Source organism: Streptomyces humicola (assembly GCF_024436035.1).
Taxonomy (GTDB): Bacteria; Actinomycetota; Actinomycetes; order Streptomycetales; family Streptomycetaceae; genus Streptantibioticus_B; species Streptantibioticus_B humicola.
In genome coordinates this window covers 1-24,762 of sequence record NZ_JANFNG010000040.1, presented here as the reverse complement: position 1 = coordinate 24,762, position 24,762 = coordinate 1, and the positions used below count along the sequence as shown (strand labels likewise).

Here is a 24,762-nt window from a genome sequence, read left to right as displayed (position 1 = left end):
CTACCGCTCCAGCACCGCCATCGCCGCGTTGTGGCCGGGGATGCCGCTCACTCCGCCGCCGCGCACCGCGCCCGCGCCGCACAGCAGGATGTTCGGGTGCCGGGTCTCCACGCCCCAACGGCCGGTCCCCTCACCGGCGTACGGCCAGGACAGATCGCGGTGGAAGATGTGCCCGCCCGGCAGGCCGATCTCACGCTCCAAGTCCAGCGGCGACTTCGCCTCGATGCAGGGCCGCCCCTCGGCGTCCACCGCCAGGCAGTCGGCGAGCGGCTCGTCGAGCACGGCGTCGAGCTGCGCGAGCGTCGCCTTCAGCAGCGCCTCCTTGGCGCCACGCCGATCGGCGGCGAAGAGGCGGGCGGGCGCGTGCAGTCCGAAGAGGGTAAGGGTGTGGTAGCCCTGCTCGGTCAGCTCGGGGGAGAGAATCGAGGGGTCGGTGAGCGAGTGGCAGTAGATCTCCGAGGGCGGAGTGTCCGGGAGTTCACCGGCGGCTGCCTGCTCGTAGGCGGTGGCCAACTGCCCGTAGGACTCGGCGATGTGGAACGTTCCGGCGAACGCCTGGCGCGGGTCGACGGAGGTGTCCCGCAGCCGCGGAAGGCGGCGCAGCAGCATGTTGACCTTCAGCTGCGCGCCCTCCGGAGCCTCGGCAGGAGCCTCACCGAGCATCAGGGAGAGCGCCTGCGGCGAGGCGCCCACCAGCACGTGCCGCGCGCCGACGGTCCCGCCGTCGTACTCCACTTCGGCGCGCACGCCGTCGGTGCGGACGGCCGTCACCTCGCAGTTGGTGACGATCTCCGCGCCCGCGGCCCGTGCGGCGCCGGCGAGCGCATCCGTCAACGCGCCCATGCCGCCCACGGGAACGTCCCAGTCACCGGTGCCCCCGCCGATCACGTGGTAGAGGAAGCAGCGGTTCTGCCGCAGTGACGGGTCGTGCGCATGGCTGAACGTGCCGATCAGCGCATCGGTCAGTACCACGCCCCGTACGACGTCGTCCGCGAAGACGGACTCGACCGTCTCGCCCAGCGGCCGCTCGAACAGCGACTCCCAAGCGGCCGGATCGTCCACCGTCCGCTCCAGTTCGGCGCGGGTCGGCAGCGGCCCGGTGAGGGTCGGGAAGACGCGCTCGGCGACGCGGTGCGTCATCGCATAGAAGCGCTGCCACGCCTCGTGGTCCCGCGCGTCACCGGTGAGCCTGATGAAGGACTCACGCGTGCGCGCCGGATCCTCGGCGTCCACCAGCAGCCCGGTGCGCCCGGCCGGGGTGTAGGAGGAGATCCGGCGCCTGCGCACGGCGAACCGCAGCCCAAGATCGCTGACGATCTTCTTCGGCAACAGGCTGACCAGGTAGGAGTAGCGGGAGAGCCGGGCGTCCATCCCGGTGAAGGCCTGCGTGGAGACGGCGGCGCCGCCGGTCACCGCAAGCCGTTCGAGCAGCAGGACGCTGCGGCCGGCGCGGGCGAGGTAGGCGGCGGCGACCAGACCGTTGTGGCCGCCGCCGACGATGACGGCGTCGTACGAGGAGTGCATCGGCATACGCCAGTTCTACCCTGTCCATCCCGCGCAGCGGCAGGTCACCCGGTGAGCCGCGCGAAACGGGCGGCGAGGGCGTCGCGCCCTGCGGCGGTGAGGCTGCCGTGCACCCGCAGCCGTGCGACGCCGCCGTCGGGCAGCACGTCGAGGCGCAGGTGCGTCGCGGTGGCCGGGGCCGGGAGCGTGAAGCGGTACAAGGTGTCGGGCTGGAGCGGGGTGCGCGGAAGGATCTCGGTCCACTCGCCGCCGGTGGTCTCGTCGCGGGCGTGGAGCGCGATCCAACCGGCCGCGTTTCCCTTGTAGTTGGCGGTGTCGATCTCGACGGCCCGGATCTCGCCCTGCGCGGCGAGGCGCAGCCGCACCCAGTCGTTGCCGCCGTCGCGCCTGCGGCGGTTCTCCCAGCCGTCGTCCATCTTCCTCGACCGGTCCGGGAGGATGAGGTTGAGGGGCGGGGAGTAGAAGCGGTCGGAGGCGTCCTCGATCGCGCCGCCGTTGAGGACGCCGGCGAGGTCGAGGGTGCCGAGCAACTCCAGCCAGGACGGATCGGGGACCGCCTCCCCGTACACGCGCAGCCGGGCGATGCCGCCGTCCGGGTGCTGCTTGAGGCGCAGATGTGTGAAGCGGCGCTCCGCGGTGACGGTGAAGCCATTGGCGGCGTGGCCGCGCACGGGCGTGGGCGGCACGATCTGCTCCCACTTCACGTCGTCGGCGAGCAGCCGCTCCGGGCTCGGCGAACCCTCGACGGCCGTCGCCTCCACACTGACCGCCTGCGGGTAGTTGCCGCGGAAGTGCGCGGTGTCCACGATCAGCCCGCGGATGACGCCGGGCGCACCGAGCCGGATCAGCGCCCAGTCGTGGTCGTCGCCGTCCGGGTGCGGGGTGGCCGCGGAGGTACCGCGCCGCGAGGAGCGTCACGCCGAGCTGCCGGGAGAGCGCCGCAAGATGCTGGGAGACCGCCGAGGGCGTCATGCGCAGCACCTCGGCGGTGGCGGTCACGGTGCCCTGCTCTCCCAGCGTGCGCAGGATCCGCAGCTTTCTGAGGTTCCAGCCATCCCAGTCGACCATGCAGAAAATCTAATCGATGGGTGAGGCCGCCGCGCATGAGGCTGTCAGGTGCGCAGTGGTTCCGCAGCCGGGGATCAGGCGCTGAGCGGGAACTCGGCGCCCAACTCCGCGAAGAGCGCGGTGTTGAGGGCGAAGGCGCGGCGGCACTCCTCGACCACCCGCTGCCGCTCCACCTCGTCCACCGGCAGCGCGTCGAGCAGCTCACGGTATTCGCGCTTGAACGCCGCCGGGTTGGCGATGGAGTCGAAGACGTAGAACCGCACGCCGTCTCCCTTGCGTTCGAAGCCCCAGGTGCGCTCCGCCACGCCGCGGATGACCTGGCCGCCCGACAGGTCGCCGAGGTAGCGGGTGTAGTGGTGGGCGACATAGCCGGCCGGCCAGGTGCGGCCGACGTCGCGGATGCGGTCGGCATACGCGGCGGTGGCGGGCAGGGCGCTGGTGGCCGCCCGCCATCCGGGACCGCCCAAGTGCGCCAGATCCCGCTCCAGTTCGGCCACCCGCATCAGTTCGGGCCGGATGAAGGGGCCGGCCACCGGGTCGTCGGCGAGCAGGTCCGCGGCGTCCTCCAAGGCGCGGTAGACGAACCAGAGCTGCTCGGTGTAGCGGGCGTACGCCTGTACGCCGAGCTGCCCGCCGAGCATGTCTCCCATGAACGCGGACTCCTCGGCCTCGGTGTGCTGCGCATGGGTCGCGGTGCGGATCTGGGCGGAGAACGGTGTCACGGTCACGCGGGCCTCCATCGGCTCGGCTGAAAGAAGTTTTACCGACACGCTGTCGGTAAAACTGTACACCGCCATTGATCGCCGCGCGCGGGCACTGGCAGCCGCAGCGCCTCGACCTGTCGGGATTCGGCCACATCTCGCGGTTGACGGCGCCGGAAGCCACCCCGCGTTCACGCGCACGACACAGAGGGAGGAGGATGGGTCCTCCACGTACCGGGCGGGCCACAAGCCGGCGGCAGGAGCGAGAGAGGGGCTCGATGGAACGCAGGAGCAGGATGTCCGAGTGGCTGCGGCGTCGTTCCCGCAGCTCAGCCGGTGCGGATCAGCCTGCGCCCGGAGTGACGGAGCTCCTGTTGTCCGCGGCGGCCGCGTCGTTCCCCGTCGCCCCTGCCGCGCACGTGTCCGGATTCGGCTGCTCCTGCGACCGGATCGGCTGTCCCACCCCCGCGGTGCACCCCGTCTCGTTCGCCTGGCAGACCCAGGCCACCACGGACCCGGAGCAGATCGCCCGCTGGCTGCGCAGCGAGCCGCGCGCCAACTTCGTCACCGCGACCGGCGTCAACCACGACGTGCTCGACGTACCCGCCTCCGCGGGGCAGATCGCCCTGGAGCGCCTGGCCGCGGAAGGCCTCGCCGTCGGCCCGGTCGCCTCGCGCGGACCGGGCCGACTGCTTTTCTTCACCGCGACCCGCGGCACCCCCGAGGACGAGGACGAGTGGTGGCCGTGCGAGCTCGACTGCCACCCCGAGACCCTCGACGACCACCCCGGACTGCGGTGGCACTGCCGCGGCAGCTACGTGCTGCTGCCGCCCTCCCGGCTCCCCGACGGCTCGGTCGTCACCTGGATCCGCCCGCCCGACCTCCCGCTGCCCGATGCGCTGCCGTTGCTCGACGTGCTCGCCGACGCATGCGCACAGGCCGCCGACGAGGAGGGCGAACAGGCCGCGCCGCTGCCGTACGGCTGACGGTCCGGTCCTCCCGGACCCCTACCGGCCTGCCGGCTTACTGGCCGGTGACGCTGACCAGGCCCTCGATCCGGTTCACGAAGACGACCTTGCCGCCCGAGGCGGCGGCCGGCACCCGCACGAGCTCCTCGGCGATCTTGTTGAACGTCACGGACTTGTTGGGCGTTCCCTGCATCAACGCGTTGATGTCGGGATCCGTGATCTTCACCGGTCCCTGGGCGACCGTCTGCCGCATCACGTGGTGCGTCGTGAAGAAGACCAGGGCGCTTCCGTCCGTGAGCCGCAGCGCGACCGGCGGATACTGCGACGGATCGGCGGGCTCGTCCGCGAACTGGGTGACGAGCTGTGAGGTCGGCGCGTACTGCGTGCGCCGCTGCTGCCGCAGGCCCGAGGTGTCGTTGCCGTCGGCGAAGACCGCCGAGCCCTTGTCGCCCTGCTGCAGATAGGCGGCGTACTGGGCGCTCAGCTGGTCCGGCTGCACCACCAGGCCGGAGCCGGAGACCGGCACCGGCTCCACGTACCCGGAGGCGTCGGTGGCGAACTGCGGCAGCTGCGACTGCGGGAGCGTGGTGAGGTATTCGGCCCGCCACGGTTCGCTCGAGCTGTTGCGGGTGAACACCATCAGCCAGCGTTCGGTGTCCCGGTTCGACGCGGTGTCGGCGATGAACCACTTGGGCCAGCCGCGCTGCTGCGGGATGAGGAAATGCGCGTCGGAGAACCGCAGCTGCTGGTAACCCGGGTTGCCGGCGGGGTCGTTGATGTGCCGCGCCTTGATGCCCGCCTGGTCGATCGCGCCGAGTGCGCCGGTCTCGATCCCGTCGTTGAGCGACGCATCCAGCTGGGCGTTGGCCTCGTTGTTGACCTGCGCGAAGTGGTCGAGCACCTGTTGGGCATCGGACTGCTTCACCGAGGGTATGAGCGCCTCGGCCCCGTCCACGGTCACGCACCCGGCCGCCGAGGGGACCAGCAGCGCCGATGCCGCGAGCAGGAGTACGCCACGTCGCAGCCTGCGCTGCTGTCGAAGCCGAACGGTCAGCCGGGCGAGCGGGGGCGGCGCGGTCATCGGGGACAAGCTCCTTCTGGCGTGAGAACCGGCGCAACCATACCGGCGACGGACCGGTTGCGGCGCACGGCTACGGCAGCGTGAGCACCTCGGCGCCGCTTTCCGTCACGACCAGCGTGTGCTCGAACTGGGCGGTGCGCTTGCGGTCCTTGGTCACCACCGTCCAGCCGTCCTCCCAGATGTCGTACTCGTACGTCCCCAGGGTCAGCATCGGCTCGATGGTGAACGTCATGCCCGGCTTCATCACGGTCGTTGCACGCGGGTCGTCGTAGTGCGGGATGATCAGCCCGGAGTGGAACGCCGTGTTGATCCCGTGGCCGGTGAAGTCCCGTACGACGCCGTAGCCGAAGCGCTTGGCGTACGACTCGATGACGCGGCCGATGACGTTGATCTGACGGCCCGGCTTGACGGCCTTGATGGCGCGGTTGAGCGACTCACGGGTCCGCTCGACGAGCAGCCGCGACTCCTCGTCGGCATCGCCGCACACGTAGGTGGCGTTGGTGTCGCCGTGCACCCCGTGGATGTATGCCGTCACATCGAGGTTGACGATGTCGCCGTCGCGCAGCTCGGTGGAGTCCGGGATGCCGTGGCAGATGACCTCGTTGAGCGAGGTGCAGATCGACTTGGGGAAGCCCCGGTAGCCCAGGTCGGAGGGGTAGGCGCCGTGATCGCACATGTACTCGTGGGCGATCCGGTCCAGCTCGTCGGTGGTGGTACCCGGCTTGATCGCCGACGCGGCCTCCTGCATGGCCTGCGCCGCGATGCGCGAGGCGATCCGCATCTTCGCGATCGTCTCGCCGTCCTGCACCTCAGGACCGGTGTACGGGGTGGGCGCGGGCTTGCCCACGTACTCCGGGCGCGGGATCGAGGCAGGCACCTTGCGGGTCGGTGACAGTGTGCCGGGAACGAGAAGAGACTGGCCAGACATGTCAGCGAGTGTATCGGCGCGGCAGAATCGAAGATGCGGCGCGCAGCGCCTAGTCCGAGGGTGGTGGAGGGCGACGGGTGGGAACCATGGCCAGCAGGGACGTGCGTTAACCAGGAGGCGGCGATGGCGCTGTTCAGACGCAAGCCGGTCGGCAAGCCGGGTGAGTGGTACTACTGCCTGAAGCACAGGACGGCGGAGGAGGGGCTGCAGTGCCCCGCGAAGCAGCGGATGGGTCCCTACCAGAGCCGTGACGAGGCCGAGCACGCCATGGAGATCGTCGCCGAGCGCAACGACGAGTGGGACGCCGGCGGACCCGGGGCCGGGCAGGGCGGCGAGCCGGGGTAGGGATCGGCGAAGCCGGGTGCGGCGGGGCGCCACCGCGGCTGGCAGGATCCCGGTATGACTACAGAAGCTGCAGCTGAAGCGAACAAGCCCGCGGCCAAGGATCCCCGGGCGCTGCCGGACGTCTCCGGACTGGTCGTCGGCGTCCTCGGTGGCACGGGCGACCAGGGCCGGGGGCTCGCCTACCGGCTGGCCACGGCCGGCCAGCGGGTGATCGTCGGCTCGCGCAGCGCCGACCGGGCGCGCACCGCGGCCGAAGAACTCGGACTCGGCGTACGCGGCCTCGAGAACGCCGAATGCGCAACGGAAAGCGACGTGGTGATCGTGGCCGTGCCGTGGGAGGGGCACGCGAAGACGCTGGAGTCGCTTCGGGACGAGCTCGCGGGCAAGCTCGTCATCGACTGCGTCAACCCGCTCGGCTTCGACAAGAAGGGCGCCTACGCGATCCGGCCGGAAGAGGGCAGCGCCGCTGAGCAGGCCGCCGCCCTGCTGCCGCAGTCGCGGGTGGCCGCCGCCTTCCACCACCTGTCGGCGGTTCTGCTGCAGGACCCGCAGGTGGCGCAGATCGACACCGATGTGATGGTGCTCGGCGACAACCGCGAGGACACCGACATCGTGCAGGCGCTCGCCGCCCGCATCCCCGGGATGCGGGGGATCTACGCAGGCCGGCTGCGCAATGCCCATCAGGTCGAGTCGCTGGTGGCGAATCTGATCTCGGTCAACCGCCGCTACAAGGCGCACGCGGGGCTGCGGATCACCGACGTGTGAGCCGCGGGCGGGCCGTGGTGCAGGCGGTGGCGGGGCGTGGGAGACAATTGCCGGGACGTACGACGTATACGACCCGACAGGAGCCGACCCCCATGCCCCGCTTGCTCCCACCCGGCCCGACCGGGCGACTCGCCCTCTTCGCCGCCGCCGTCTGCGTCCTCGCGCTGATCGCGGCGGGTGTGGCCTTCTCGCAGGGCAGCTTCCTGGGCGTGGTGTGGATCCTGCTCGCCGGCCTGTCGAGCAACATGGCGTGGTTCTACGTCCGCAAGGCGAAGGCACAGCGCGCCGCGGCCGGGAACTGACCGGTCAGGAGCCGAACGGGGAGCCGTCCCAGAAGCGGAACCAGCTGTAGCCGAGCGACGAGTAGTAGTCGTCCACGTGGAAGGCGCGCATGATCGCGTGGATGGCGTCGAAGAACTGGACGTTGACGCTCGGCACCCACAGCAGCCCGAACACCGCGATCAGCCCGAACGGTGCGAACGGCTCCAGCTGGCGGCGGATCCCGTACGACAGCCACGGCTCGATCACCCCGTAGCCATCCAGGCCCGGCACCGGTACGAGGTTCAAGATCGCCGCCGTGACCTGCAGCAACGCCAGGAACGCCAGCGCCGCGTGGAAGGCGAGCGGCGCGCCGTCCAGCAGGCCGAAGGTGAACGGCAGCATCAGGGCGAGCGCGAAGACCAGGTTCACCAGCGGTCCGGCCGCCGAGATCAGGCTGTGCTTGAGACGGCCCTGGATCCGCCCGCGCTCGATGAACACCGCACCGCCGGGCAGTCCGATCCCGCCCAGGATGACGAAGATCACCGGCAGCAGGATGCTGAGCGCCGCGTGCGTGTACTTCAGCGGGTTCAGCGTGAGATAGCCCTTAGCGCCGACCGTGATGTCACCGCCGTGCAGCGCGGTGCGCGCGTGTGCGTACTCGTGCAGGCACAGCGAAACGATCCAGCCGGAGACGACGAAGAGGAAGATCGCAAAACCGGTGCTCGCCGAGTACTGGGCCCACACCGCCCAGCCGGTCACGGCCATGATCGCCACCAGCCCGAGGAACACGGGGCTGACCTGCCGGTCTCGGCGGATGGAAGCGGTGGTCATCGCGGGGGCTCCTGAGGTACGGGCGTACGGCATACGCAGGGCATACGGACGCGACGGTACAGGGTCCGCCGGCTGCGCGCGGAGCCGCCGTCCACGGCGTGACACCGCCGCATGCCGGCGCCATCCACCACAATGAGGGGCGTGCGCTACTGCATCCTGGGACCGACGCGGGCCCACCGTGACGACGGCACCGCCGTACCCCTCGGCGGTGCGCGGCTGCGTGCCCTGCTCGCGGCGCTCGCGCTGCGGCCCGGCAGGGTGCTGCCCGCCGGCACGTTGATCGACGAGGTGTGGGACGGAGAGCCGCCCGCGGACGCGGCAGGCGCGTTGCAGGCGCTCATCGCCCGGCTGCGCCGGGCCCTCGGCCGCGAGGCGATCGGCTCCGTCGACGGGGGCTACCGGCTTCAGGCCGCCACTGACGACGTCGACCTGTACCGCTTCGAACGGCTCACCGCCGATGCCGCCCGCGCGCTCGCCGACGGGGACCCCGCCAAGGCGGCCGGGCTGCTGGACGACGCGCACGCGCTGTGGGACGGCGGTGCGCCCCTCGCCGATCTGCCCGACCGCGCCGCGCACGCGGGCCGCGCCGAGGTGCTGCACGCGAAGGCGGTCAGGCTGCGGCTCACCGCCGACGCGGCGCTCGGCAACGCCGAACGCGTCCTGCCCGAGCTCGAAGCGCTCTGCGCGGCGCACCCGCTCGACGAGCAGCTGCACGCCCTGCGCATCCGCACCCTGCGCGACGCGGGGCGTACGGCCGAGGCCCTCGCCGCCTACGAGCAGATACGCGCCGCCATCGCCGAGGGGCTCGGCGCCGATCCGGGACCGGAACTGCGCGCTCTGCACGCCGAGTTGCTCGGTCCGCCGGCGCATACGCCGGCGATCAGCAAGGGGGTGGTCGGCAAGAGGGTGGTCGGCAAGGGGAATCTGCGGGCGCGGCTGACGAGCTTCGTCGGGCGCGAGGGCGACCTCGCCGCGCTGCGTGACGATCTGGCCGCGTCCCGCCTGGTCACCCTCACCGGGCCGGGGGGCTCCGGCAAGACCCGGCTGTCGCAGGAGGCCGCCGACCGGTACGGGCAGCGGTGGCCCGATGGCGCCTGGCTGGCCGAGCTGGCGCCCGTCGCCGACGGGCGCACCGTGCCCGAGGTGGTGCTGAGCGCCCTGAGGCTGCGCGAGACGGCGATCCACGCCGGCAGCGCTGACCGGGCGCTCGCCGATGCGGCCAGGCACCAGGACGCGCTCGCCACCCTCACCGAGTACTGCTCAAGTCGTCAGCTCCTGCTCGTCCTCGACAACTGCGAACACCTCATCGGCGCCTGCGCCGGTCTCGCCGAGCGGCTGCTGGTGCACTGCCCGCAGGTGACGGTCCTCGCCACCAGCCGCGAACCGCTCGGTGTGCCCGGCGAGTCGGTGCGTCCCGTCGACCCGCTGCCCGAGCCCACCGCGCTGCGACTGCTCGCCGACCGCGGCGCCTCGGCGCGCCCGGGTTTCGACCCCGACGACGATCCCGAGGCCTGTGCCGAGATCTGCCGCCGCCTCGACGGCCTGCCGCTCGCCCTCGAGCTCGCCGCGGCCCGGCTGCGCAGTTTGACGCCACGCCAGATCGCCGACCGGCTCGACGACCGCTTCCGGCTGCTGACCGCCGGCAGCAGAACGCTGCTGCCGAGGCAGCAGACGCTGCGTGCGGTCGTCGACTGGAGTTGGGAGCTCCTCGAAGCGGGGGAGCGGACGCTGTTGCGCCGGCTGTCGGTCTTCTCCGGCGGCTGCGACCTCGCCGCCGCGGAAGCCGTGTGCGGGGACGCCGCACTGGATGTGCGGGACGTCGCTTCCCTGCTGGGTTCCCTTGTCGACAAGTCGCTGGTGGTCGCCGATCTCGCGGTTGAGGACGGCGCCCGCTACCGGATGCTGGAGACCATCGCCGAGTACGCCGCCGAGCGGCTCGCCGAGGCAGGCGAGGAGCGTGCGGTCGGCGCCCGCCACATCGCGTATTACCGCGAGTTCGCACGTACTGCCGACCCGAAGCTGCGCGGACGGGAGCAACTACGGTGGCTGGAGCGGCTGGAGGGCGAGCACGACAACATCCGGGCGGCGCTGCACCGCGCCGTCGACACCCGTGACGAGCAGGAGGCGCTGCAACTGGTGCTCTCCTGCTCGTGGTTCTGGTCGATGCGCAACTACCAGAGCGAACTGTCCACCTGGGCACGGGAGGTGGCGGCCCTCGGCCCCGACCCGTTCGGCGATCCCCCGGCGCCGTTGCTGCCGCTCACCGCCGAGCCGCTCGACGCGCCGCTGCCCATGCCCGCCGAGCAGCTCGATGAGGCCCGGCGGTGGTTGCGTCTGATCCAGATCACGGCCACCGACAACGATCTGGTGCGGCTGTCCTCCACTCCCGACCGCGCGCGCTGCGAGGCAATGATGGCCGCATACGCCCCGCCGCTGCCGCAGGCGAGTTCGCGCGCCGGCATACTGCGGCCGTTCGCCTCCTGGATCGGCGGGCTCTTCGACGAGATAACCAGGCTCCTCGACGAGCTCGTCGACGTCTGCCGCGCCCACGGCAAGGTGTGGGAGCTGGCCTTCGCCCTGCAGATCCGGGCCAAGGTGCTCAACGACGCCGCGGGGCGGCTCGCCCAGTCGCTGGACGACGCGCGGGAGAGCCGTGAGCTGTTCACGCGGATCGGCGACCGCTGGGGCGTGGCGGAGGCGCTGGCGGCGGAGGCTGAAGCGGCGATCGCGCTGGGCGAGTTCGACCAGTCGGCGCAGTGCTGCCGCGAGGCGCTCGCCATCGCCCGCGAACTCGGCGCCCATCAGCAGGTGCCCGAGCTCACCGTTCGGCTGGGCCAGGCCCTCCTCAACGGCGGGAAGAGCGCCGAGGGCGAGCGGCTGATCCACGTCGGCATCGAGGACGCCGAGCGGTTCGGCACGGTGGGGAGCGGTGCCCGGATGATGGGCCGGATGCTGCTGATCCTGCTCTTCGGCAGGGGCGGCCACCTGGAGGAGGCACATCTCCAGCTCGACGCGATGCGGGAAGAACTGCTGCCCGGCACGCCCGGGTTCGTCGCCGGCATGCTCGACGCCTTCGGCGGCTGGCTGGCGGCGCGCGCCGGGGACCCGATGGAGGGCTTGCTCATGGCCCGCCGTTGCTATGACAGACTGCTCGGCCATCCGCTCTCCGAGGCCATGGCCCCGCGGATGGGCGTTGTCCTGATGCCGTTGATCATCGGGGTGGTGGCGATGAGCACGACGGCGCGCGGCGGCGGCGGCCCTGAGGCCGCCGCCGAGCGCGCCAGGCGGGGGGCGGTCCTGCTCGGCGCACATCATCTGCTGCACCCCGACAGCAGCAGCCCGATGGAACGCCAGGAGTTGGAGGAAGCCGCCGGGCTGCTGCGTCCCCTCCTCGGTGACGAGGCGTACGAGGCCGCCTACGCCGAGGGCGAGCGCCTCACCGCTGAGGAGGCACTCGCCGTGGCGCACGACGCGTGCCGCTGACGGACGGCGCCCTGCGGGGGTGGTGATGTGTGGCGGCGTCAGGTCTTCTTGCGGAACTTGGCGACCGCGAGCGGCGCCGTCACCGCCGTGATCCCGACGGTCCAGGCGAGCGTCATCCACACCGAGTGGGCGACCGCGCCGCCGTTGACGAGGGCGCGGGAGGCGTCGGCGAGGTTGGAGAGCGGGTTGTACTTGGTGAACCCCTCCAGCCAGCCCGGCATCGTGCTCGGCGGCGCGAAGATCGAGCTGCCGAACTGCAACGGCATCAGCACCAGCATGGCAACCCCCTGCACGGCCTGCGCCGTCTTCATGGTCAGTCCCAGCAGAATGAAGATCCACATCAGCGACGCACCGAACAGCATGGCCAGTGCGACCGCGGCGAGCAGCATGGACACCGAGGTGTGAATGGTCAGGCCCAGCAGGAACCCCATGCCGAGCAGAATCGCGACCGCGATCAGCATCCGTCCCATCTCGACGACGATCTTCGCGATCAGGACGGAGGACCTGGCGATGGGCATCGTCCGGAAGCGGTCCATCACGCCGTTCTTGAAATCGTCGTTGATGCCGGTGCCGACGCTCATGGCGATGTTCATGCCCATCATCGCCAACAGGCCCGGGATCACGTAGTTGAGGTACTCGTGCTGGTGGCCCTTGCCGGAGATCGCGCCGCCGAAGACGTAGACGAACAGCAGCGTGAAGATGATCGGCATCAGCAACACGTCGAACATCGACTCCGGATCCTGCTTGATCCGCAGCGCGTTGCGGCGGGCGAGCGCCCCGATGTGCCGCAGATTGGCCCGCACCCCGATCCGGCCCTCGCCGACGGGTGCATCGACCGTGACGGCACTCATGCGACCATCTCCTCGAGTTCGCTCGCGCCGCGGTCCTGTGCCGGAACGGACGCCTTCTGGCCCGTGATGGCGAGGAACACCTCGTCCAGGCTGGGCAGATGGGTGCTGATCCCGGCGATCGCGAAACCGCCGGCGCCCAACCTGCCGATCACCTCGGTCAGTTGCTCGTCGCTGCGGATTGCAACGTTGAGCACGCTCGTCTCCGGATCCGGCGTCGACTGCGGCAACATCCGCGCCATGGCGGCCAGCTGCCCCGGATCCGCAGGCCGTATCTGCAGCGTCCGGCCGCCGACCTTCGCCTTCAGCTCGTCCACCCGCCCCGAGGCGATCACCCGCCCCCGGTCGAAGACCGTCAGTTCGTTCGCGAGCTGCTCGGCCTCCTCCATGTACTGGGTGGTGAGCAGCACCGTCGCGCCGTCGGCGACCATGCGCTGCACCTCCTCCCACACCTCGTTGCGGGTGCGCGGGTCGAGACCGGTCGTCGGCTCGTCGAGGTAGAGCACCGCCGGATGCCCGATCATGGACGCGGCCAGGTCGAGGCGGCGACGCATGCCACCGGAGTACTGCAGGGCAGGCCGCTTGGCGGCGTCGGTCAGCGAGAAGCGCTCCAACATCTCGTCGGCGCGCCGCCTCGCCTCCTTGCGGGACAGGTCGAGCAGCCGGCCGATCATGTAGAGGTTCTCGCGCCCGGAGAGCTTGTCGTCCACCGAGGCGTACTGGCCGGTCAGCCCGATCACCCGGCGCAGCTGCCGTGGCTGGGCCACCACGTCGTACCCGGCGACACGCGCGCTGCCCGCATCCGGCGCGATCAGGGTGGACAGGATGCGTACGAGGGTGGTCTTGCCCGCACCGTTGGGCCCCAGCACGCCGAGGACGGTGCCCTGGCGCACGTCCAGGTCCACGCCGTCCAGCGCCCTGGTCTCGCCGTAGTGCTTGACCAGGCCCCGTACCTCGACGGCCACCCGACCAGCGCCGGCCGTCCTGGTCACTTTTGAACTCGTCATGCGACCGACTGTCGCCGACGCCACCGACAAACCGCCGACAGGCCACCGACACCGGCACCGACACCGGCACCGACACGCCGGTTACACCGGCACGCTGACCAGATGCTGCCCGGTCGAGGCGATGACGTCGAACCGGGCGATGTCGGACGGCGACATGGCGGTGGATCCCTGGACCGTGAGCGGGGCGGGCTGATATTCGGTGCCGTAACCCGACGTCGGCACCGTCCAGTTGGCCACCGTCTCCTGTCGCCCGGAGCGGCCGACCGCCACCAGACGGCAGGTATTCGGGCCGTAGACGCTGGTGAGCGTCAGATCGACGTGGGTACCCCACTTCTGCCCGGTCAGCCGCAGGGTCGCGTGTGCGCCGCTGCTCGGGTCGGTCGCGCTGTACTGCGCGCCCGGCTGGGTCTGGACGTATGGCGGCGGCCCGGAGGCCTGCGTCCCGAGGACGGCCGCTGTCGGCCCGGCCACGATCAGCACCGAGGCGGCGACACCCACCAGCACGCGGCGTCGCTGCTTCGCACGGCGCTCGGCCGCCACCGAGCCGAGCAGCCGGTCGAGCATCCCGTCGCCCGGCGGCCGGGGCACGCCCGTCGCCTTCACCTCCGCAAGCACCGGCACCACGCCACTGAGCTCGTCGAGCCGGGCGGAGCACACGGCGCAGGTGGCGAGGTGCCGCTCGAATTGGTCCATTGCGTCGCCGTCCAGCGCCCCGAGGAGGTAGGCAGCCACATCGACATGGGGGTCGCGGGGGGTCGCATGGGGATCGAGGTGGTCGTGGTCATTCATGGGGTCACACCTCTCTCCTCCAACGCGATCCGCAGGCTGCGCAAGGCATAGAAGAGCCGCGACCGTACGGTACCCGGCGGCACTCCGAGTTCGGTCGCGGCCTCGTTGGCGGTGCGCCCCTTGAAGTATGTCTCGATGAGCACCTGGCGATGGGCGTCGGAAAGCTCGTCGAGCGCGTCCGAGATCGTCATCAGCCGCAGCGCACGCTCGAGTTCGTCCTCCGCGGGGACCCGCTCCAGGGCGACGGGGCCCGTCTCGTCGGGCCGGGCGAGACGACGGCGGTGGATGTCGATGACCACCCTGCGCGCCACGGTCACCAGCCACGGGCGCAGCGATCTGGCGGTCGGATCGAGCCGGGGGGCACTCCGCCAGGCACGCAGCAGGGTCTCCTGCACCACGTCCTCGGCGAGATACCGATCGCCGCCCACCAGGCGGGAGACGTACGCGAGCAGCGGGCCCGCGTGATCGCGATACAACGCCCGCATCAGTTCCTCCTCCCGGCCGGAGCCGGGGGAGCGCCGCTGGTCGGCCACGAGTGCATCCTCGCGCATGCCCGGTCCTCGGTCGACTCGCTCCGTACGTCCTGTCGTATGTCCCGGCTCCCGGGCACGCCGGGAACCACCAGGACATACGGAGCGCGCCGACCGATTGCTCAGTGCGACCGATTGCTCAGTGCGACCGATTGCTCAGTGCGACCGTTTGTCAGTGTGACCGTTTGCTCAGTGCGTCGGTTCGCTCTGTGGAGTCAGTGGAAGGAGTGCTCCGCGGCCGGGTAGACGCCGCCGACCACCTCGTCGGCGAAGGCCGTGGCGGCGCCGCTGAGCACGTCGCGCAGCTGCGCGTACTGCTTGACGAAGCGCGGCACCCGGCCGGCCGTCATGCCGGCCATGTCCGTCCACACCAGCACCTGCGCGTCGCAGTGCGGCCCCGCGCCGATGCCGACCGTCGGGACGTGCAGCGCGGTGGTGACCTCGGCGGCCAGCTCGGCCGGCACCAGTTCCAGGACGACTGCGAAGGCTCCCGCGTCCTGCACCGCCTTGGCGTCCCGCAGCAGCTGCTGCGCGGCCTCCTCGCCGCGCCCCTGCACGGGGTATCCGCCGAAGGCGTTCACGGACTGCGGGGTGAGGCCGACATGCGCCATTACCGGGATGCCGGCCGAGACCAGCCGCTCGATCTGGTGCGCGGAGCGCTCGCCGCCCTCCAGCTTCACGGCGCCGACACCGGCGTCCTTGACGAGGCGGGTGGCGCTGCGCAGTGCCTGGGTCGGACCTTCCTGGTACGAGCCGAACGGCAGGTCGCCGACGATCAGCGCCCGCTTGGTGCCGCGCACCACGGCGGCGGAGAGCATGGTGATCTCGTCCATGGTGACCGGGACGGTGCTGTCGTAGCCGAGGTGACAGTTGCCCATGGAGTCGCCCACGAGCAGCACCGGGATGCCGGCCTCGTCGAAGACGGAGGCGGTCATGGCGTCGTACGCAGTGAGCATGGGCCACTTCTCGCCGCGGTGTTTGGCGGCGGCGATGTCGCGGACGGTGATACGGCGGGTGCCCGTCCCGCCGTAGAGGGCCTTCGGGTCGTGCGCAGCCTCGACGTGCGTCATGGCAACGGCTCCTGTTCGTCGTCTCGAGGCGCCCTGACGGCGTCCCCGGATCAGCTCCATGCTGGCACGAGCGGAGTGCGGCGGAAAGCCCTGGACCCGGCGAGGCCCGAATGTGCGCATCGTGTCACAGAGGCCCGTCCGGGCCACGATCTTGGAACCCGCCCCGCGGCAGGGCTCGTCCCACCAGCCGTAACCACCCGTAGGAGCAGGCACGCGACCGGAAGGGGGCCCATGGCTCAGGCGGACACGACGGACGGGACGACGGGCAGCACGGGGCCCTGGAACGGGTCGGCGCCCTGGAACGGGCGCCGGCCGCGTCCGCGCAGCCGTTGGCGCGACGGCCGTACCTGGCGGCGAGGCAGCCTCACCGCGACGCTCGCGGTGGCGGTCGCCCTGGTCATGGCGTTCCACACCTCCGTCCCCGACTCGGTCGGCAACATCGGCAGCCTGGTGGAGACGTTCCTGCCGTGGTTCGGCCTCGCCGTTCCGCTGTTGCTGGTGGTCGGGCTGCTCCGCAGGTCGGCGCTGACGCTGGTCGCGGTGGTCGTGCCGACGCTGGTGTGGCTGGATCTGTTCGGCGGACTGGTCACCGGCAAGTCCGCTCCCGGCGGCAACCTCACCGTCCTCACCCACAACGTGGACGCCGCCAATCCCGACCCGGCCGCCACCACCCGGCACGTGCTCGCCGCCCACGCGGGCATCGTCGCCCTCGAGGAGCTGACCGGCAGGGCGCTGCCCGTCTATGAACGCGGTCTCGCCGGCGCCTATCCCTACCACGCGGTCGAGGGGACCGTCGGGCTGTGGAGCAGGTACCCGATCAGGGACACGCAGCCGGTGGACATCAAGCTCGGCTGGGTGCGCGCGATGCGTACGACCGTCGCCACCCCCTACGGCGACGTCGCCGTCTACGTGGCGCACATGCCATCGGTGCGGGTGCACCTGAAGGGCGGCTTCACCGCCGGCCAGCGCGACGTCAGCGCGGCCGCGCTGGGCGAGGCGATCGCATCCGAGCCGCTCCACGACGTGATCCTGCTCGGCGACCTCAACGGCACCATGAACGACCGCAGCCTGGCACCGCTGACGTCGCAGCTGCGCTCCGCCCAGGGCGCGGCGGGTGACGGATTCGGCTTCAGCTGGCCGGCCCGGTTCCCGATGGCGCGCATCGACCAGATCATGGTCAAGGGCGTCGTCCCGACCACCTCGTGGGTGCTGCCCGACTCCGGCAGCGACCACCGTCCCGTCGCCGCCACCGTCGAGGTCGGCCCGTGACTGCGTAGTCCCGCGCTCCCGCTGCACCCGTCTGTAGCAGAACCGGTACATCGCGGACCCGTCCGATTCACGCAGGGGAATCATCCATGGCCCATACTTTGTTCCGGAACTGAACGAAACCCTCCCGTCCATTGCTCCACCTCGATCCGGAAGGTCCCGCACCCCCATGCCCCTGGCCTTGCTCGCCCTCGCGATCAGCGCCTTCGGAATCGGCACCACCGAGTTCGTGATGATGGGCCTGCTGCCCAACGTCGCAGGCGACCTGCACACCTCCGTCCCCACCGCCGGGTATCTCGTCTCCGCCTACGCCCTCGGCGTGGTCGTCGGAGCCCCGCTGCTCACCGCGCTCACCTCGAAGCTCGACCGCAAGCGCGTGCTGCTCCTCCTCATGGCGCTCTTCACCGTCGGCAACCTCGTCTCGGCGCTCGCTCCCGGCTTTTCCACGCTGCTCGCCGCCCGCTTCCTCGCAGGTCTGCCGCACGGCGCCTTCTTCGGCGTCGGCGCGGTCGTCGCGGCCCGCATGGTGGACGAACGACGCGGCGCCCGCGCCGTGGCGACGATGTTCCTGGGGCTCACCCTCGCCAACGTCCTCGGTGTCCCCGTCGCGACCCTCCTCGGCCAGCAGGTGGGCTGGCGCGCCACGTTCGGCGTTGTCACCGTCATCGGGCTGATCGCCGTGGCGGCGCTCGCCGCGCTCGTGCCGCAGCTGCCCGCTGAGCGCAAGGGCGGGCTGCGCCGCGAGGCCGGAGCACTGCGCAACCCGCAGGTACTGCTCGGACTGTTGACGACGGTCTTCGGCTTCGCCGGCGTCTTCGCCGTCTACAGCTACCTCGCCTCGATGATGACCGACGTGACCGGCCTGTCGCCGTCGATGGTGACCCTCGTGCTGGCGCTCTTCGGCGTGGGCATGACGCTCGGTGCGCTCATCGCCGGCCCGCTCACCGACCGGGCGCTGCGGCCCACTCTCTACGGCGCCCTGGGTGCGCTGGCACTGGTCCTCGCGCTCTTCCCGCTCGCGGTGCAGAACAGGGTGACCGCCCTCGCCGCCGTCGTCGCCCTGGGCCTCGTCGGCTTTGCCACGACCACCCCCCTGCAGATCACGGTGATGGACAAGGCCCGGCACGCACCGACGCTCGCCTCGGCGGCGAACCAGGCGGCGTTCAACCTCGCCAACGCCGGCGGCGCCTGGATCGGCGGTGTCGCCATCAGCCTCGGCTGGGGCTGGACCTCGCCGGGCTACGTGGCGGCCCTCCTCGCCGCCACCGGCCTGGCCGTCGCCGTCACCGCGGGCGTGCTCGACCGCGCGGCCCCTGCCGGCTCCCGCGTCGTCGCCGGCAGGGGGCACCTCCCGCCGAAGGCAGGGGGAGGGCACCTCACGCCGAAGGCAGGGGGAGCATCCCACGTCGAGACGGCCGCCGACCGCGTCTGAGGACGCGGCCCGACGGCCGGGACGCCGTCAGGCAGGCAACCGTCAGCCGCCCTCGCGCCAGCGGTTGGTGATCGGCAGGCGGCGGTCCTTGCCGAAGCCCTTCGCGGTGATCTTCGTGCCCGGCGGGTACTGGCGGCGCTTGTACTCCGCGGTGTCCACCAGACGCAGGATCCGCACCACGGTGTCGGCGTCGAACCCGGCGGCGATGATCGCCTCCCGGCCCTGGTCCTGCTCCACGTACAGGTCGAGGATGCGGTCGAGCAGCTCGTAGTCGGGCAGCGAGTCGGTGTCGACCTGGCCGGGACGCAGCTCGGCGCTGGGCGGCTTGATGATCGAGTTCTCCGGGATCGGGGGGACCTGGCCGCGCTCGACGGCTGCGTCGTTGCGCCACCGCGCCAGGTCCCAGACCTTGGTCTTCAGCACGTCCTTGATCGGCGCGAAGCCGCCCACCGCGTCGCCGTACAACGTCGAATAACCGCAGGCCAGTTCGGACTTGTTGCCCGTGGCCAGCACCAGGTGGCCCTCCTGGTTGGAGACCGCCATCAAGGTGGTGCCGCGCAGCCGGGCCTGCAGATTCTCCTCCGCGAGGCCCGTGAGGTGCAGCGACCCCATGTACGCGTCGAACATCGGGCCGATCGGGACGGTCCGGTAGTTCAGCCCGGTACGCCGGGCCATCTCGGCCGCATCGCCCTTGGAGTGCTCCGAGGAGTAGCGCGAGGGCATCGAGACCGCATACACGTTGCCGGCGCCGATCGCGTCGCAGGCGATCGCCGCGACGAGTGCCGAGTCGATGCCGCCGGACAGGCCGAGCAGCACAGTGCGGAAACCGTTCTTCACGAGATATGCGCGCAGGCCCACGACGAGAGCGGTGTAGATCTCCTCGTCATCCCCGAGCCGCGCCGCCTGCTCACCGTGCACCGGCGCCTCGTACGCGGGCAGCGGCGCGGCCGAGATCGTGCGGTGCTCGATCTCCAGACCGTCATCCGCCGTGCCCGAGGGCGCCTCGTCCGCCGCGGCGGGCAGGTCGAGGTCGACCAGCACACACCCCTCCTCGAACTGCGGTGCGCGGGTGATCACCTCGCCCTCCTCCGAGACGACGATCGAGTCGCCGTCGAAGACCAGCTCGTCCTGGCCACCGGTCATCGCCAGGTAGGCGAGGGTGCAGCCCGCCTCCTGGGCGCGCTTGCGCACCAGCTCCAGACGGGTGTCGTCCTTGGCCACCTCGTACGGCGACGCATTGATCGACAGCAGCAGCCCGGCGCCCGCGGTACGCGTGGCCGGCACCCGGCCGCCGTCCTGCCACAGGTCCTCGCAGATGGCGAGCGCGACGTCGATGCCGTGCACCCTGATGACGGGCAGGGTGTCGCCGGGCACGAAGTAACGGAACTCGTCGAAGACGCCGTAGTTGGGCAGGTGGTGCTTGGCGAACGACAGCACCACCTCCCCGCGGTGCAGCACGGCCGAGGCGTTCTGCGGCGCGCCCGCGGGCTGCCCGTAGCGGGGCTGCGCCCGCTCGCTGCGGTCGAGATACCCGACGACGACCGGCACCTCGCCCAGGCCCTCGTCGGCCAGGCGCCCCGCGAGCGCGGCGAGCGAGGCCCGCGACGCCTCGACGAAGGACGGACGCAGCGCAAGATCCTCGACCGGATACCCCGTGAGCGCCATTTCGGGGAACGCGACCAGATGCGCACCCTGATCGGCGGAGTGCCGGGTCCAGCGCACGATCCGGTCGGAGTTCCCGGCGAGGTCCCCGACGCACACGTCGATCTGATTGAGGGCGAGACGAAGTTGAGGCACGCGCCCAGCGTAATCGTCCAACCGACGCAATGGGCCGGGCGGGGGCTCACAGACTCGCCCGACCCGCGCCGGGCGTGCAAGGGACCCCGGCACCGGGCGATCATGCGCTATGGCGCTCTCCACCCACCGCCGCAACATTGCGCGCCCCCGCAAGCGCCCGCGCCGCTGGGAATTCCGGCTGACCGGCAGCCTGCTGCTGCTCGGCGCCGTCGCATACACCGCGTGGGTGCTCGAAGCCGTCCTGGTCACGCGGCAGGACCCGGTGCACGCGTACGTCAGTGAACTGGCCGCGCAGGACCGCCCGCTCGGCGGGATCTTCCGCGCGACGGACCTGGTGGCCGGGCTCGCCGTGCTCGGCGGCTGCGCGATCGTCCTGGCGCGGCCGCTCGCCCGGCCGTTCGCCCGGCCGTTCGCCCGGCCGTTCGTCCGGCCGCCCGCCGTACGACGGGCTCTGGCCCGGCCCCTGGCCCCGCCCCTGACGAGGCTCGTGATGGTGACCGGCTGGGCGTCGCTCGCGCTCTTCGGCGTCGCCACCGTCGTCGACTCCCGGCTGCCGCTCAGCTGTGCCCCGACCAGCGACCGGGCCTGCGAGGCACGCGAGACCGCCGGTCTGGTCCCGGCCACGCACACCGCGCACGGCGTCGTCAGCTCCCTCGCCGTGCTCTGCGCGCTCGTGGGCCTGGTGACGCTCACGGTCGCCGCCCGCCGGGACCGCTGCCGGCCGTGGCTCGGCCGCGTCGGCCCCTACCTCGTCGCCGCCGAGCTCGGCGCCACCGTATGGACGCTGGCCGCCGTCGCCGCATTCGAGGCCTGGCGCGTCAGATGGGCCCTCGGAGCGGGACAGCGTGCCCAGGTCGCGCTCATCGCCGTCTGGCTCGCCGTTCTCGGCGCGTCGCTCGTCCACGCGGGGCGAGCCGGCGGCCGGGAGGGGACCCCGCCGTGATCCTGCGCATCGACGGCATCCCGCTGCACGTCGTCCGCGAGGGCAGCGGCCCGGTGTGCGTGCTCAGCGCCGGCCTCGGCATGTGCTGGTTCGACTGGGACCCCGTCGTGCCGCTCCTCACGCCGTACCGCACCGTCGTCCGTTTCGACCGCCCCGGCCTCCGACTCAGCGCGCCCGCCACCACACCCCCGACCCTCCTCGCCGAGGCACACCGCATCCGGAGCGTCCTCGACGCGCTCGCGCTGACCGGCCCCTGCACCGTCGTCGGCCACTCCCTCGCCGCCTTCCACGCCGAGGCCTTCGCCCGCCTCCATCCCGGGCGTACCACAGGCGTCGTCCTCGTCGACGGCAGCGACGCGATCCGCCGGAAGCCGCCCCCCGCCCCGTGCCTGCGCATCGCCGCCGCGCAGGCACTTGCCGACGTGCTCACCGCCTCCGCCGTCCCGTACCTGCTCGGTCCTGCCGCCCGCCGCCTGGTGTGGCGGGCTTCGTCGCTCTCCGCCCGAGACCCCGCCCCGCCCGCCCTCGTACGCCGCTGCTACCGCACCGGCCGAGGGCTGCGCGCCGCACTGCAGGAGAACGTCCGCCACGGCGACGTCGCCGCCGAGCTCTGCGCCCTGCGCTCCCGCGCCCCGCTGCCGCCCGTCCCGGTCACCGTCCTCGCCGCATACGACGCGAGCGGCTCGGCTCGGTCCCGCCGCTCGCTGGAGCGCCAGCGTGCACTCGCGGACACCCTCGGCGCCGCCTTCCGCGTCGCCGCCCCGGCCGGACACATGGTGATGACCGACAGCCCCGGCGACCTCGCCTCCGCGATCCTCGCCACGGTTCCGGCCGCGTCCAGGTGACATCCGAGGCGGGAGGGTGGGTCGATGAAGTCGGGCGGCGTGTCCCACAATGGCGGTACGCCACGGGCGACGACGCGGAAGACGATCGCAAGACGAAGCGAAACGCGTCGGAAACCAGGCGGAGTGATACTGAGGTGCCGTCCTCTTGCCCCACACCGGCCCATACCGGGTGACCAGCCGTCCGACCTGCAAGGATAGGGGATCATGGATAAGCAGCAGGAGTTCGTGCTCCGCACTCTCGAGGAGCGCGACATCCGTTTTGTGCGGCTGTGGTTCACCGACGTGCTCGGCTTCCTGAAGTCCGTCGCGGTGGCCCCTGCCGAACTGGAGCAGGCATTCGACGAGGGCATCGGATTCGACGGCTCGGCGATCGAGGGGTTCGCGCGCGTCTACGAGTCCGACATGCTGGCCAAGCCCGACCCCAGCACCTTCCAGATCCTGCCGTGGCGTGCCGAGTCTCCCGGCACGGCCCGCATGTTCTGCGACATCCTCATGCCCGACGGCTCCCCGTCGTACGCGGACCCGCGCTACGTCCTCAAGCGCACCCTGTCCAAGACCTCCGACCTCGGCTTCACCTTCTACACCCACCCCGAGATCGAGTTCTTCCTGCTCAAGGACAAGCCGGTGGACGGCACCCGACCCACCCCCGCCGACTCCTCCGGCTACTTCGACCACACCCCGCAACACGTCGGCCAGGACTTCCGCCGCCAGGCGATCACGATGCTGGAGTCCATGGGGATCTCGGTCGAGTTCTCGCACCACGAGGGCGCCCCGGGCCAGCAGGAGATCGACCTGCGGTACGCCGACGCCCTCTCCACGGCCGACAACATCATGACCTTCCGGCTCGTGATGAAGCAGGTCGCGCTGGAGCAGGGTGTGCAGGCCACCTTCATGCCCAAGCCGTTCTCCGAGCACCCCGGCTCCGGCATGCACACCCACCTCTCGCTCTTCGAGGGCGACCGCAACGCCTTCCACGAGTCGGGCGCCGAGTACCAGCTGTCCAAGGTCGGCCGCTCCTTCATCGCCGGGCTGCTCAACCACGCCGGCGAGATCTCCGCGGTCACCAACCAGTGGGTCAACTCCTACAAGCGCATCTGGGGCGGCTCCCAGCGCACCGCGGGCGCTGGCGGCGAGGCCCCCTCGTACATCTGCTGGGGCCACAACAACCGCTCCGCGCTCATCCGCGTCCCGATGTACAAGCCGGGCAAGACGGTCTCGACCCGCGTCGAGGTCCGCTCCCTCGACTCCGGTGCCAACCCGTACCTGGCCTACGCGGTCCTGCTCGCCGCCGGCCTCAAGGGCGTCGAGGAGGGCTACGAACTCCCGGCCGGCGCCGACGACGACGTGTGGGCGCTCACCGACCGCGAACGCCGAGCCCTCGGCATCGAACCGCTGCCGCAGAATCTCGGCGAGGCGATCTCGCTGATGGAACGCAGCGAACTCGTCGCCGAGACGCTGGGGGAGCACGTCTTCGACTTCTTCCTGCGCAACAAGAAGCAGGAGTGGGAGGAGTACCGCTCCGAGGTCACCCCGTTCGAGCTGAAGAAGAACCTGCCGGTGCTGTAGGCGCAGGTCAGGGCCTTTCGGCGCCCAAGACGTATCCGGGCCAGCGGTTCAAATGGTCTCGGTGGCATAGGCCGGTTGGGCTTGGGGCACCGCTGGTTACACGAAGAGCGGCACACCCATCAGAGGCCGCACGGCCCTATCTGCGCCCTCTTGGACGAATGAGGGTGAGGGGTGATAACCCCCGACCACAGCAGGGAGGAGGAGGTTATGCCGTTCATCGACATCAAGGTGATCGCCGGAGCGTTCACACCCGAGGAGAAGCGACGGCTGGTCGAGAACGTCTCTGAGGCAGTGATCGCCATTGAAGGCGAAGCGCTGCGACCGTTCACGCACGTCGTGATCACCGAGACCCCCAGTGGCGAGTGGGCGGTTGGCGGCGAGGCACTTACAGCCCAAGATGTCCGAGCCAAGCGCGCGACTGCACCGGCGGCCTGATCTGCCTGGACGCGCGCATCGAGACGCTCAGCGCGTGCCACGCGCGTGCCAGGTCGGGCGGGGAACAGCAGGAAATCACGGTCACTCGAACGCGCCGGGAATGAGATCGGCCCCTGACCGTTCTCGCTGGTCAGGGACCGTTTCTTCCGTGTGGCGGCAGGGTTCGAACCTGCGTAGGCATAAGCCGACAGATTTACAGCTTGCGCATCAGCGGATGGCCCCGGCGTTGTCGTCGCGGCCGTTGTACTCCTGCCCGTTGTCGTCGCGGCCGTTGTACTC

At 71.2% G+C, this 24,762-nt stretch carries 22 protein-coding genes and 2 pseudogenes; 11 read left to right on the top strand and 13 right to left on the bottom strand.

Features of this window, described 5'->3' with window-relative positions; all coding sequences use genetic code 11:
- The 4 genes and pseudogenes from NGB36_RS30225 to NGB36_RS30210 all read right to left on the bottom strand — a co-directional run bounded on the left by NGB36_RS30225 (nucleotide 1) and on the right by NGB36_RS30210 (nucleotide 3,332).
- Nucleotides 1-1,530 carry a phytoene desaturase family protein gene (locus NGB36_RS30225; protein ID WP_255923786.1) on the bottom strand — a complete coding sequence of 510 codons (1,530 nt, stop codon included), beginning with the start codon at nucleotides 1,528-1,530 and terminating at the stop codon, nucleotides 1-3.
- Nucleotides 1,531-1,568: 38 nt separating this feature from the next.
- Nucleotides 1,569-2,429 (bottom strand): annotated as a pseudogene (alc, locus tag NGB36_RS30220) (allantoicase); the annotation flags it as partial.
- Nucleotides 2,335-2,592, bottom strand: a pseudogene (locus NGB36_RS34100) (helix-turn-helix domain-containing protein); the annotation flags it as partial. The pseudogenes NGB36_RS34100 and alc, both read right to left, overlap by 95 nt.
- A gap of 74 nt (nucleotides 2,593-2,666) precedes the next feature.
- Complete coding sequence (locus tag NGB36_RS30210; protein WP_255923785.1) at nucleotides 2,667-3,332, bottom strand: biliverdin-producing heme oxygenase; 666 nt, start codon at nucleotides 3,330-3,332, stop codon at nucleotides 2,667-2,669.
- A 239-nt stretch (nucleotides 3,333-3,571) separates the two neighbouring features.
- Between NGB36_RS30210 and NGB36_RS30205 the strand changes: the two genes are divergently transcribed.
- A complete protein-coding gene (locus NGB36_RS30205) occupies nucleotides 3,572-4,279 on the top strand; it encodes a bifunctional DNA primase/polymerase (RefSeq protein WP_255923784.1) in 708 nt (235 codons plus the stop codon).
- Between the two features lie 37 nt (nucleotides 4,280-4,316).
- Here NGB36_RS30205 and NGB36_RS30200 read toward each other — a convergent pair whose 3' ends face one another.
- Both NGB36_RS30200 and map read right to left on the bottom strand, forming a co-directional pair.
- Nucleotides 4,317-5,342: an SCO2278 family lipoprotein gene (locus NGB36_RS30200; protein WP_255923783.1), complete on the bottom strand. Its 1,026-nt coding sequence runs from the start codon at nucleotides 5,340-5,342 to the stop codon at nucleotides 4,317-4,319.
- A gap of 70 nt (nucleotides 5,343-5,412) precedes the next feature.
- Complete coding sequence (gene map, locus NGB36_RS30195; protein ID WP_255923782.1) at nucleotides 5,413-6,270, bottom strand: type I methionyl aminopeptidase; 858 nt, start codon at nucleotides 6,268-6,270, stop codon at nucleotides 5,413-5,415.
- 123 nt (nucleotides 6,271-6,393) lie between these two features.
- Here map and NGB36_RS30190 point away from each other — a divergent pair, with 123 nt between their 5' ends.
- From NGB36_RS30190 to NGB36_RS30180, 3 genes are all read left to right on the top strand, one after another.
- Nucleotides 6,394-6,615 carry a hypothetical protein gene (locus NGB36_RS30190; RefSeq protein ID WP_255923781.1) on the top strand — a complete coding sequence of 74 codons (222 nt, stop codon included), beginning with the start codon at nucleotides 6,394-6,396 and terminating at the stop codon, nucleotides 6,613-6,615.
- A 54-nt stretch (nucleotides 6,616-6,669) separates the two neighbouring features.
- A complete protein-coding gene (gene npdG / locus NGB36_RS30185) occupies nucleotides 6,670-7,380 on the top strand; it encodes an NADPH-dependent F420 reductase (protein WP_255923780.1) in 711 nt (236 codons plus the stop codon).
- A gap of 92 nt (nucleotides 7,381-7,472) precedes the next feature.
- A complete protein-coding gene (locus tag NGB36_RS30180; protein WP_255923779.1) occupies nucleotides 7,473-7,682 on the top strand; it encodes a hypothetical protein in 210 nt (69 codons plus the stop codon).
- A gap of 4 nt (nucleotides 7,683-7,686) precedes the next feature.
- Here the strand turns inward: NGB36_RS30180 and NGB36_RS30175 are convergent, their stop codons facing one another.
- Nucleotides 7,687-8,472, bottom strand: coding sequence for a site-2 protease family protein (locus NGB36_RS30175; protein WP_255923778.1), 786 nt, complete (start codon nucleotides 8,470-8,472; stop codon nucleotides 7,687-7,689).
- A 132-nt stretch (nucleotides 8,473-8,604) separates the two neighbouring features.
- On the opposite strand from NGB36_RS30175, the gene NGB36_RS30170 reads away from it, so the two are divergent.
- On the top strand, nucleotides 8,605-11,955 hold the full coding sequence (locus NGB36_RS30170; protein ID WP_255923810.1) for an AfsR/SARP family transcriptional regulator: 3,351 nt from the start codon (nucleotides 8,605-8,607) through the stop codon (nucleotides 11,953-11,955).
- A 38-nt stretch (nucleotides 11,956-11,993) separates the two neighbouring features.
- Here NGB36_RS30170 and NGB36_RS30165 read toward each other — a convergent pair whose 3' ends face one another.
- The 5 genes from NGB36_RS30165 to panB form a co-directional block, all read right to left on the bottom strand.
- Complete coding sequence (locus NGB36_RS30165) at nucleotides 11,994-12,806, bottom strand: ABC transporter permease (RefSeq protein ID WP_255923777.1); 813 nt, start codon at nucleotides 12,804-12,806, stop codon at nucleotides 11,994-11,996.
- On the bottom strand, nucleotides 12,803-13,810 hold the full coding sequence (locus NGB36_RS30160) for an ATP-binding cassette domain-containing protein (protein ID WP_255923776.1): 1,008 nt from the start codon (nucleotides 13,808-13,810) through the stop codon (nucleotides 12,803-12,805). The genes NGB36_RS30165 and NGB36_RS30160 overlap by 4 nt, the downstream gene beginning before the upstream one ends.
- Nucleotides 13,811-13,891: 81 nt before the next feature.
- On the bottom strand, nucleotides 13,892-14,599 hold the full coding sequence (locus tag NGB36_RS30155; protein ID WP_255923775.1) for an anti-sigma factor family protein: 708 nt from the start codon (nucleotides 14,597-14,599) through the stop codon (nucleotides 13,892-13,894).
- Complete coding sequence (locus NGB36_RS30150) at nucleotides 14,596-15,150, bottom strand: sigma-70 family RNA polymerase sigma factor (RefSeq protein WP_255923774.1); 555 nt, start codon at nucleotides 15,148-15,150, stop codon at nucleotides 14,596-14,598. The genes NGB36_RS30155 and NGB36_RS30150 overlap by 4 nt, the downstream gene beginning before the upstream one ends.
- A gap of 194 nt (nucleotides 15,151-15,344) precedes the next feature.
- Nucleotides 15,345-16,199: a 3-methyl-2-oxobutanoate hydroxymethyltransferase gene (gene panB / locus NGB36_RS30145; protein ID WP_255923773.1), complete on the bottom strand. Its 855-nt coding sequence runs from the start codon at nucleotides 16,197-16,199 to the stop codon at nucleotides 15,345-15,347.
- 231 nt (nucleotides 16,200-16,430) lie between these two features.
- Here panB and NGB36_RS30140 point away from each other — a divergent pair, with 231 nt between their 5' ends.
- The gene (locus NGB36_RS30140) at nucleotides 16,431-17,468 is read left to right on the top strand and encodes an endonuclease/exonuclease/phosphatase family protein (protein WP_255923772.1); all 1,038 of its coding nucleotides are present in this window, start codon (nucleotides 16,431-16,433) and stop codon (nucleotides 17,466-17,468) included.
- A gap of 166 nt (nucleotides 17,469-17,634) precedes the next feature.
- Complete coding sequence (locus NGB36_RS30135) at nucleotides 17,635-18,897, top strand: MFS transporter (RefSeq protein ID WP_255923771.1); 1,263 nt, start codon at nucleotides 17,635-17,637, stop codon at nucleotides 18,895-18,897.
- 42 nt (nucleotides 18,898-18,939) lie between these two features.
- Here NGB36_RS30135 and NGB36_RS30130 read toward each other — a convergent pair whose 3' ends face one another.
- Nucleotides 18,940-20,694 carry an NAD+ synthase gene (locus NGB36_RS30130; protein ID WP_255923770.1) on the bottom strand — a complete coding sequence of 585 codons (1,755 nt, stop codon included), beginning with the start codon at nucleotides 20,692-20,694 and terminating at the stop codon, nucleotides 18,940-18,942.
- 109 nt (nucleotides 20,695-20,803) lie between these two features.
- On the opposite strand from NGB36_RS30130, the gene NGB36_RS30125 reads away from it, so the two are divergent.
- The 4 genes from NGB36_RS30125 (at nucleotide 20,804) to NGB36_RS30110 (ending at nucleotide 24,483) form a co-directional block, all read left to right on the top strand.
- Nucleotides 20,804-21,637 carry a DUF998 domain-containing protein gene (locus NGB36_RS30125; protein WP_255923769.1) on the top strand — a complete coding sequence of 278 codons (834 nt, stop codon included), beginning with the start codon at nucleotides 20,804-20,806 and terminating at the stop codon, nucleotides 21,635-21,637.
- Nucleotides 21,634-22,482 carry an alpha/beta fold hydrolase gene (locus NGB36_RS30120; RefSeq protein WP_255923768.1) on the top strand — a complete coding sequence of 283 codons (849 nt, stop codon included), beginning with the start codon at nucleotides 21,634-21,636 and terminating at the stop codon, nucleotides 22,480-22,482. The genes NGB36_RS30125 and NGB36_RS30120 overlap by 4 nt, the downstream gene beginning before the upstream one ends.
- Before the next feature lie 204 nt (nucleotides 22,483-22,686).
- Nucleotides 22,687-24,048, top strand: a complete 1,362-nt coding sequence (gene glnA2 / locus NGB36_RS30115) for a gamma-glutamylpolyamine synthetase GlnA2 (protein ID WP_255923767.1) — start codon at nucleotides 22,687-22,689, stop codon at nucleotides 24,046-24,048.
- Nucleotides 24,049-24,255: 207 nt separating this feature from the next.
- Nucleotides 24,256-24,483: a tautomerase family protein gene (locus NGB36_RS30110; protein ID WP_255923766.1), complete on the top strand. Its 228-nt coding sequence runs from the start codon at nucleotides 24,256-24,258 to the stop codon at nucleotides 24,481-24,483.
- Nucleotides 24,484-24,762: the final 279 nt, after the last annotated feature.

What these genes read in the sequence shown, in the direction of transcription:
- NGB36_RS30165 (WP_255923777.1), bottom strand. Translation starts at nt 12,806, where the DNA reads ATGAGTGCCGTCACGGTCGATGCACCCGTCGGCGAGGGCCGGATCGGG.
- NGB36_RS30200 (WP_255923783.1), bottom strand. Translation starts at nt 5,342, where the DNA reads ATGACCGCGCCGCCCCCGCTCGCCCGGCTGACCGTTCGGCTTCGACAG.
- NGB36_RS30180 (WP_255923779.1), top strand. Translation starts at nt 7,473, where the DNA reads ATGCCCCGCTTGCTCCCACCCGGCCCGACCGGGCGACTCGCCCTCTTC.
- npdG (WP_255923780.1), top strand. Translation starts at nt 6,670, where the DNA reads ATGACTACAGAAGCTGCAGCTGAAGCGAACAAGCCCGCGGCCAAGGAT.
- panB (WP_255923773.1), bottom strand. Translation starts at nt 16,199, where the DNA reads ATGACGCACGTCGAGGCTGCGCACGACCCGAAGGCCCTCTACGGCGGG.
- NGB36_RS30225 (WP_255923786.1), bottom strand. Translation starts at nt 1,530, where the DNA reads ATGCCGATGCACTCCTCGTACGACGCCGTCATCGTCGGCGGCGGCCAC.
- map (WP_255923782.1), bottom strand. Translation starts at nt 6,270, where the DNA reads ATGTCTGGCCAGTCTCTTCTCGTTCCCGGCACACTGTCACCGACCCGC.
- NGB36_RS30210 (WP_255923785.1), bottom strand. Translation starts at nt 3,332, where the DNA reads ATGGAGGCCCGCGTGACCGTGACACCGTTCTCCGCCCAGATCCGCACC.
- NGB36_RS30160 (WP_255923776.1), bottom strand. Translation starts at nt 13,810, where the DNA reads ATGACGAGTTCAAAAGTGACCAGGACGGCCGGCGCTGGTCGGGTGGCC.
- NGB36_RS30125 (WP_255923769.1), top strand. Translation starts at nt 20,804, where the DNA reads ATGGCGCTCTCCACCCACCGCCGCAACATTGCGCGCCCCCGCAAGCGC.
- NGB36_RS30110 (WP_255923766.1), top strand. Translation starts at nt 24,256, where the DNA reads ATGCCGTTCATCGACATCAAGGTGATCGCCGGAGCGTTCACACCCGAG.
- NGB36_RS30155 (WP_255923775.1), bottom strand. Translation starts at nt 14,599, where the DNA reads ATGAATGACCACGACCACCTCGATCCCCATGCGACCCCCCGCGACCCC.
- NGB36_RS30140 (WP_255923772.1), top strand. Translation starts at nt 16,431, where the DNA reads ATGGCTCAGGCGGACACGACGGACGGGACGACGGGCAGCACGGGGCCC.
- glnA2 (WP_255923767.1), top strand. Translation starts at nt 22,687, where the DNA reads ATGGATAAGCAGCAGGAGTTCGTGCTCCGCACTCTCGAGGAGCGCGAC.
- NGB36_RS30135 (WP_255923771.1), top strand. Translation starts at nt 17,635, where the DNA reads ATGCCCCTGGCCTTGCTCGCCCTCGCGATCAGCGCCTTCGGAATCGGC.
- NGB36_RS30205 (WP_255923784.1), top strand. Translation starts at nt 3,572, where the DNA reads ATGGAACGCAGGAGCAGGATGTCCGAGTGGCTGCGGCGTCGTTCCCGC.
- NGB36_RS30170 (WP_255923810.1), top strand. Translation starts at nt 8,605, where the DNA reads ATGAGGGGCGTGCGCTACTGCATCCTGGGACCGACGCGGGCCCACCGT.
- NGB36_RS30175 (WP_255923778.1), bottom strand. Translation starts at nt 8,472, where the DNA reads ATGACCACCGCTTCCATCCGCCGAGACCGGCAGGTCAGCCCCGTGTTC.
- NGB36_RS30150 (WP_255923774.1), bottom strand. Translation starts at nt 15,150, where the DNA reads ATGCGCGAGGATGCACTCGTGGCCGACCAGCGGCGCTCCCCCGGCTCC.
- NGB36_RS30190 (WP_255923781.1), top strand. Translation starts at nt 6,394, where the DNA reads ATGGCGCTGTTCAGACGCAAGCCGGTCGGCAAGCCGGGTGAGTGGTAC.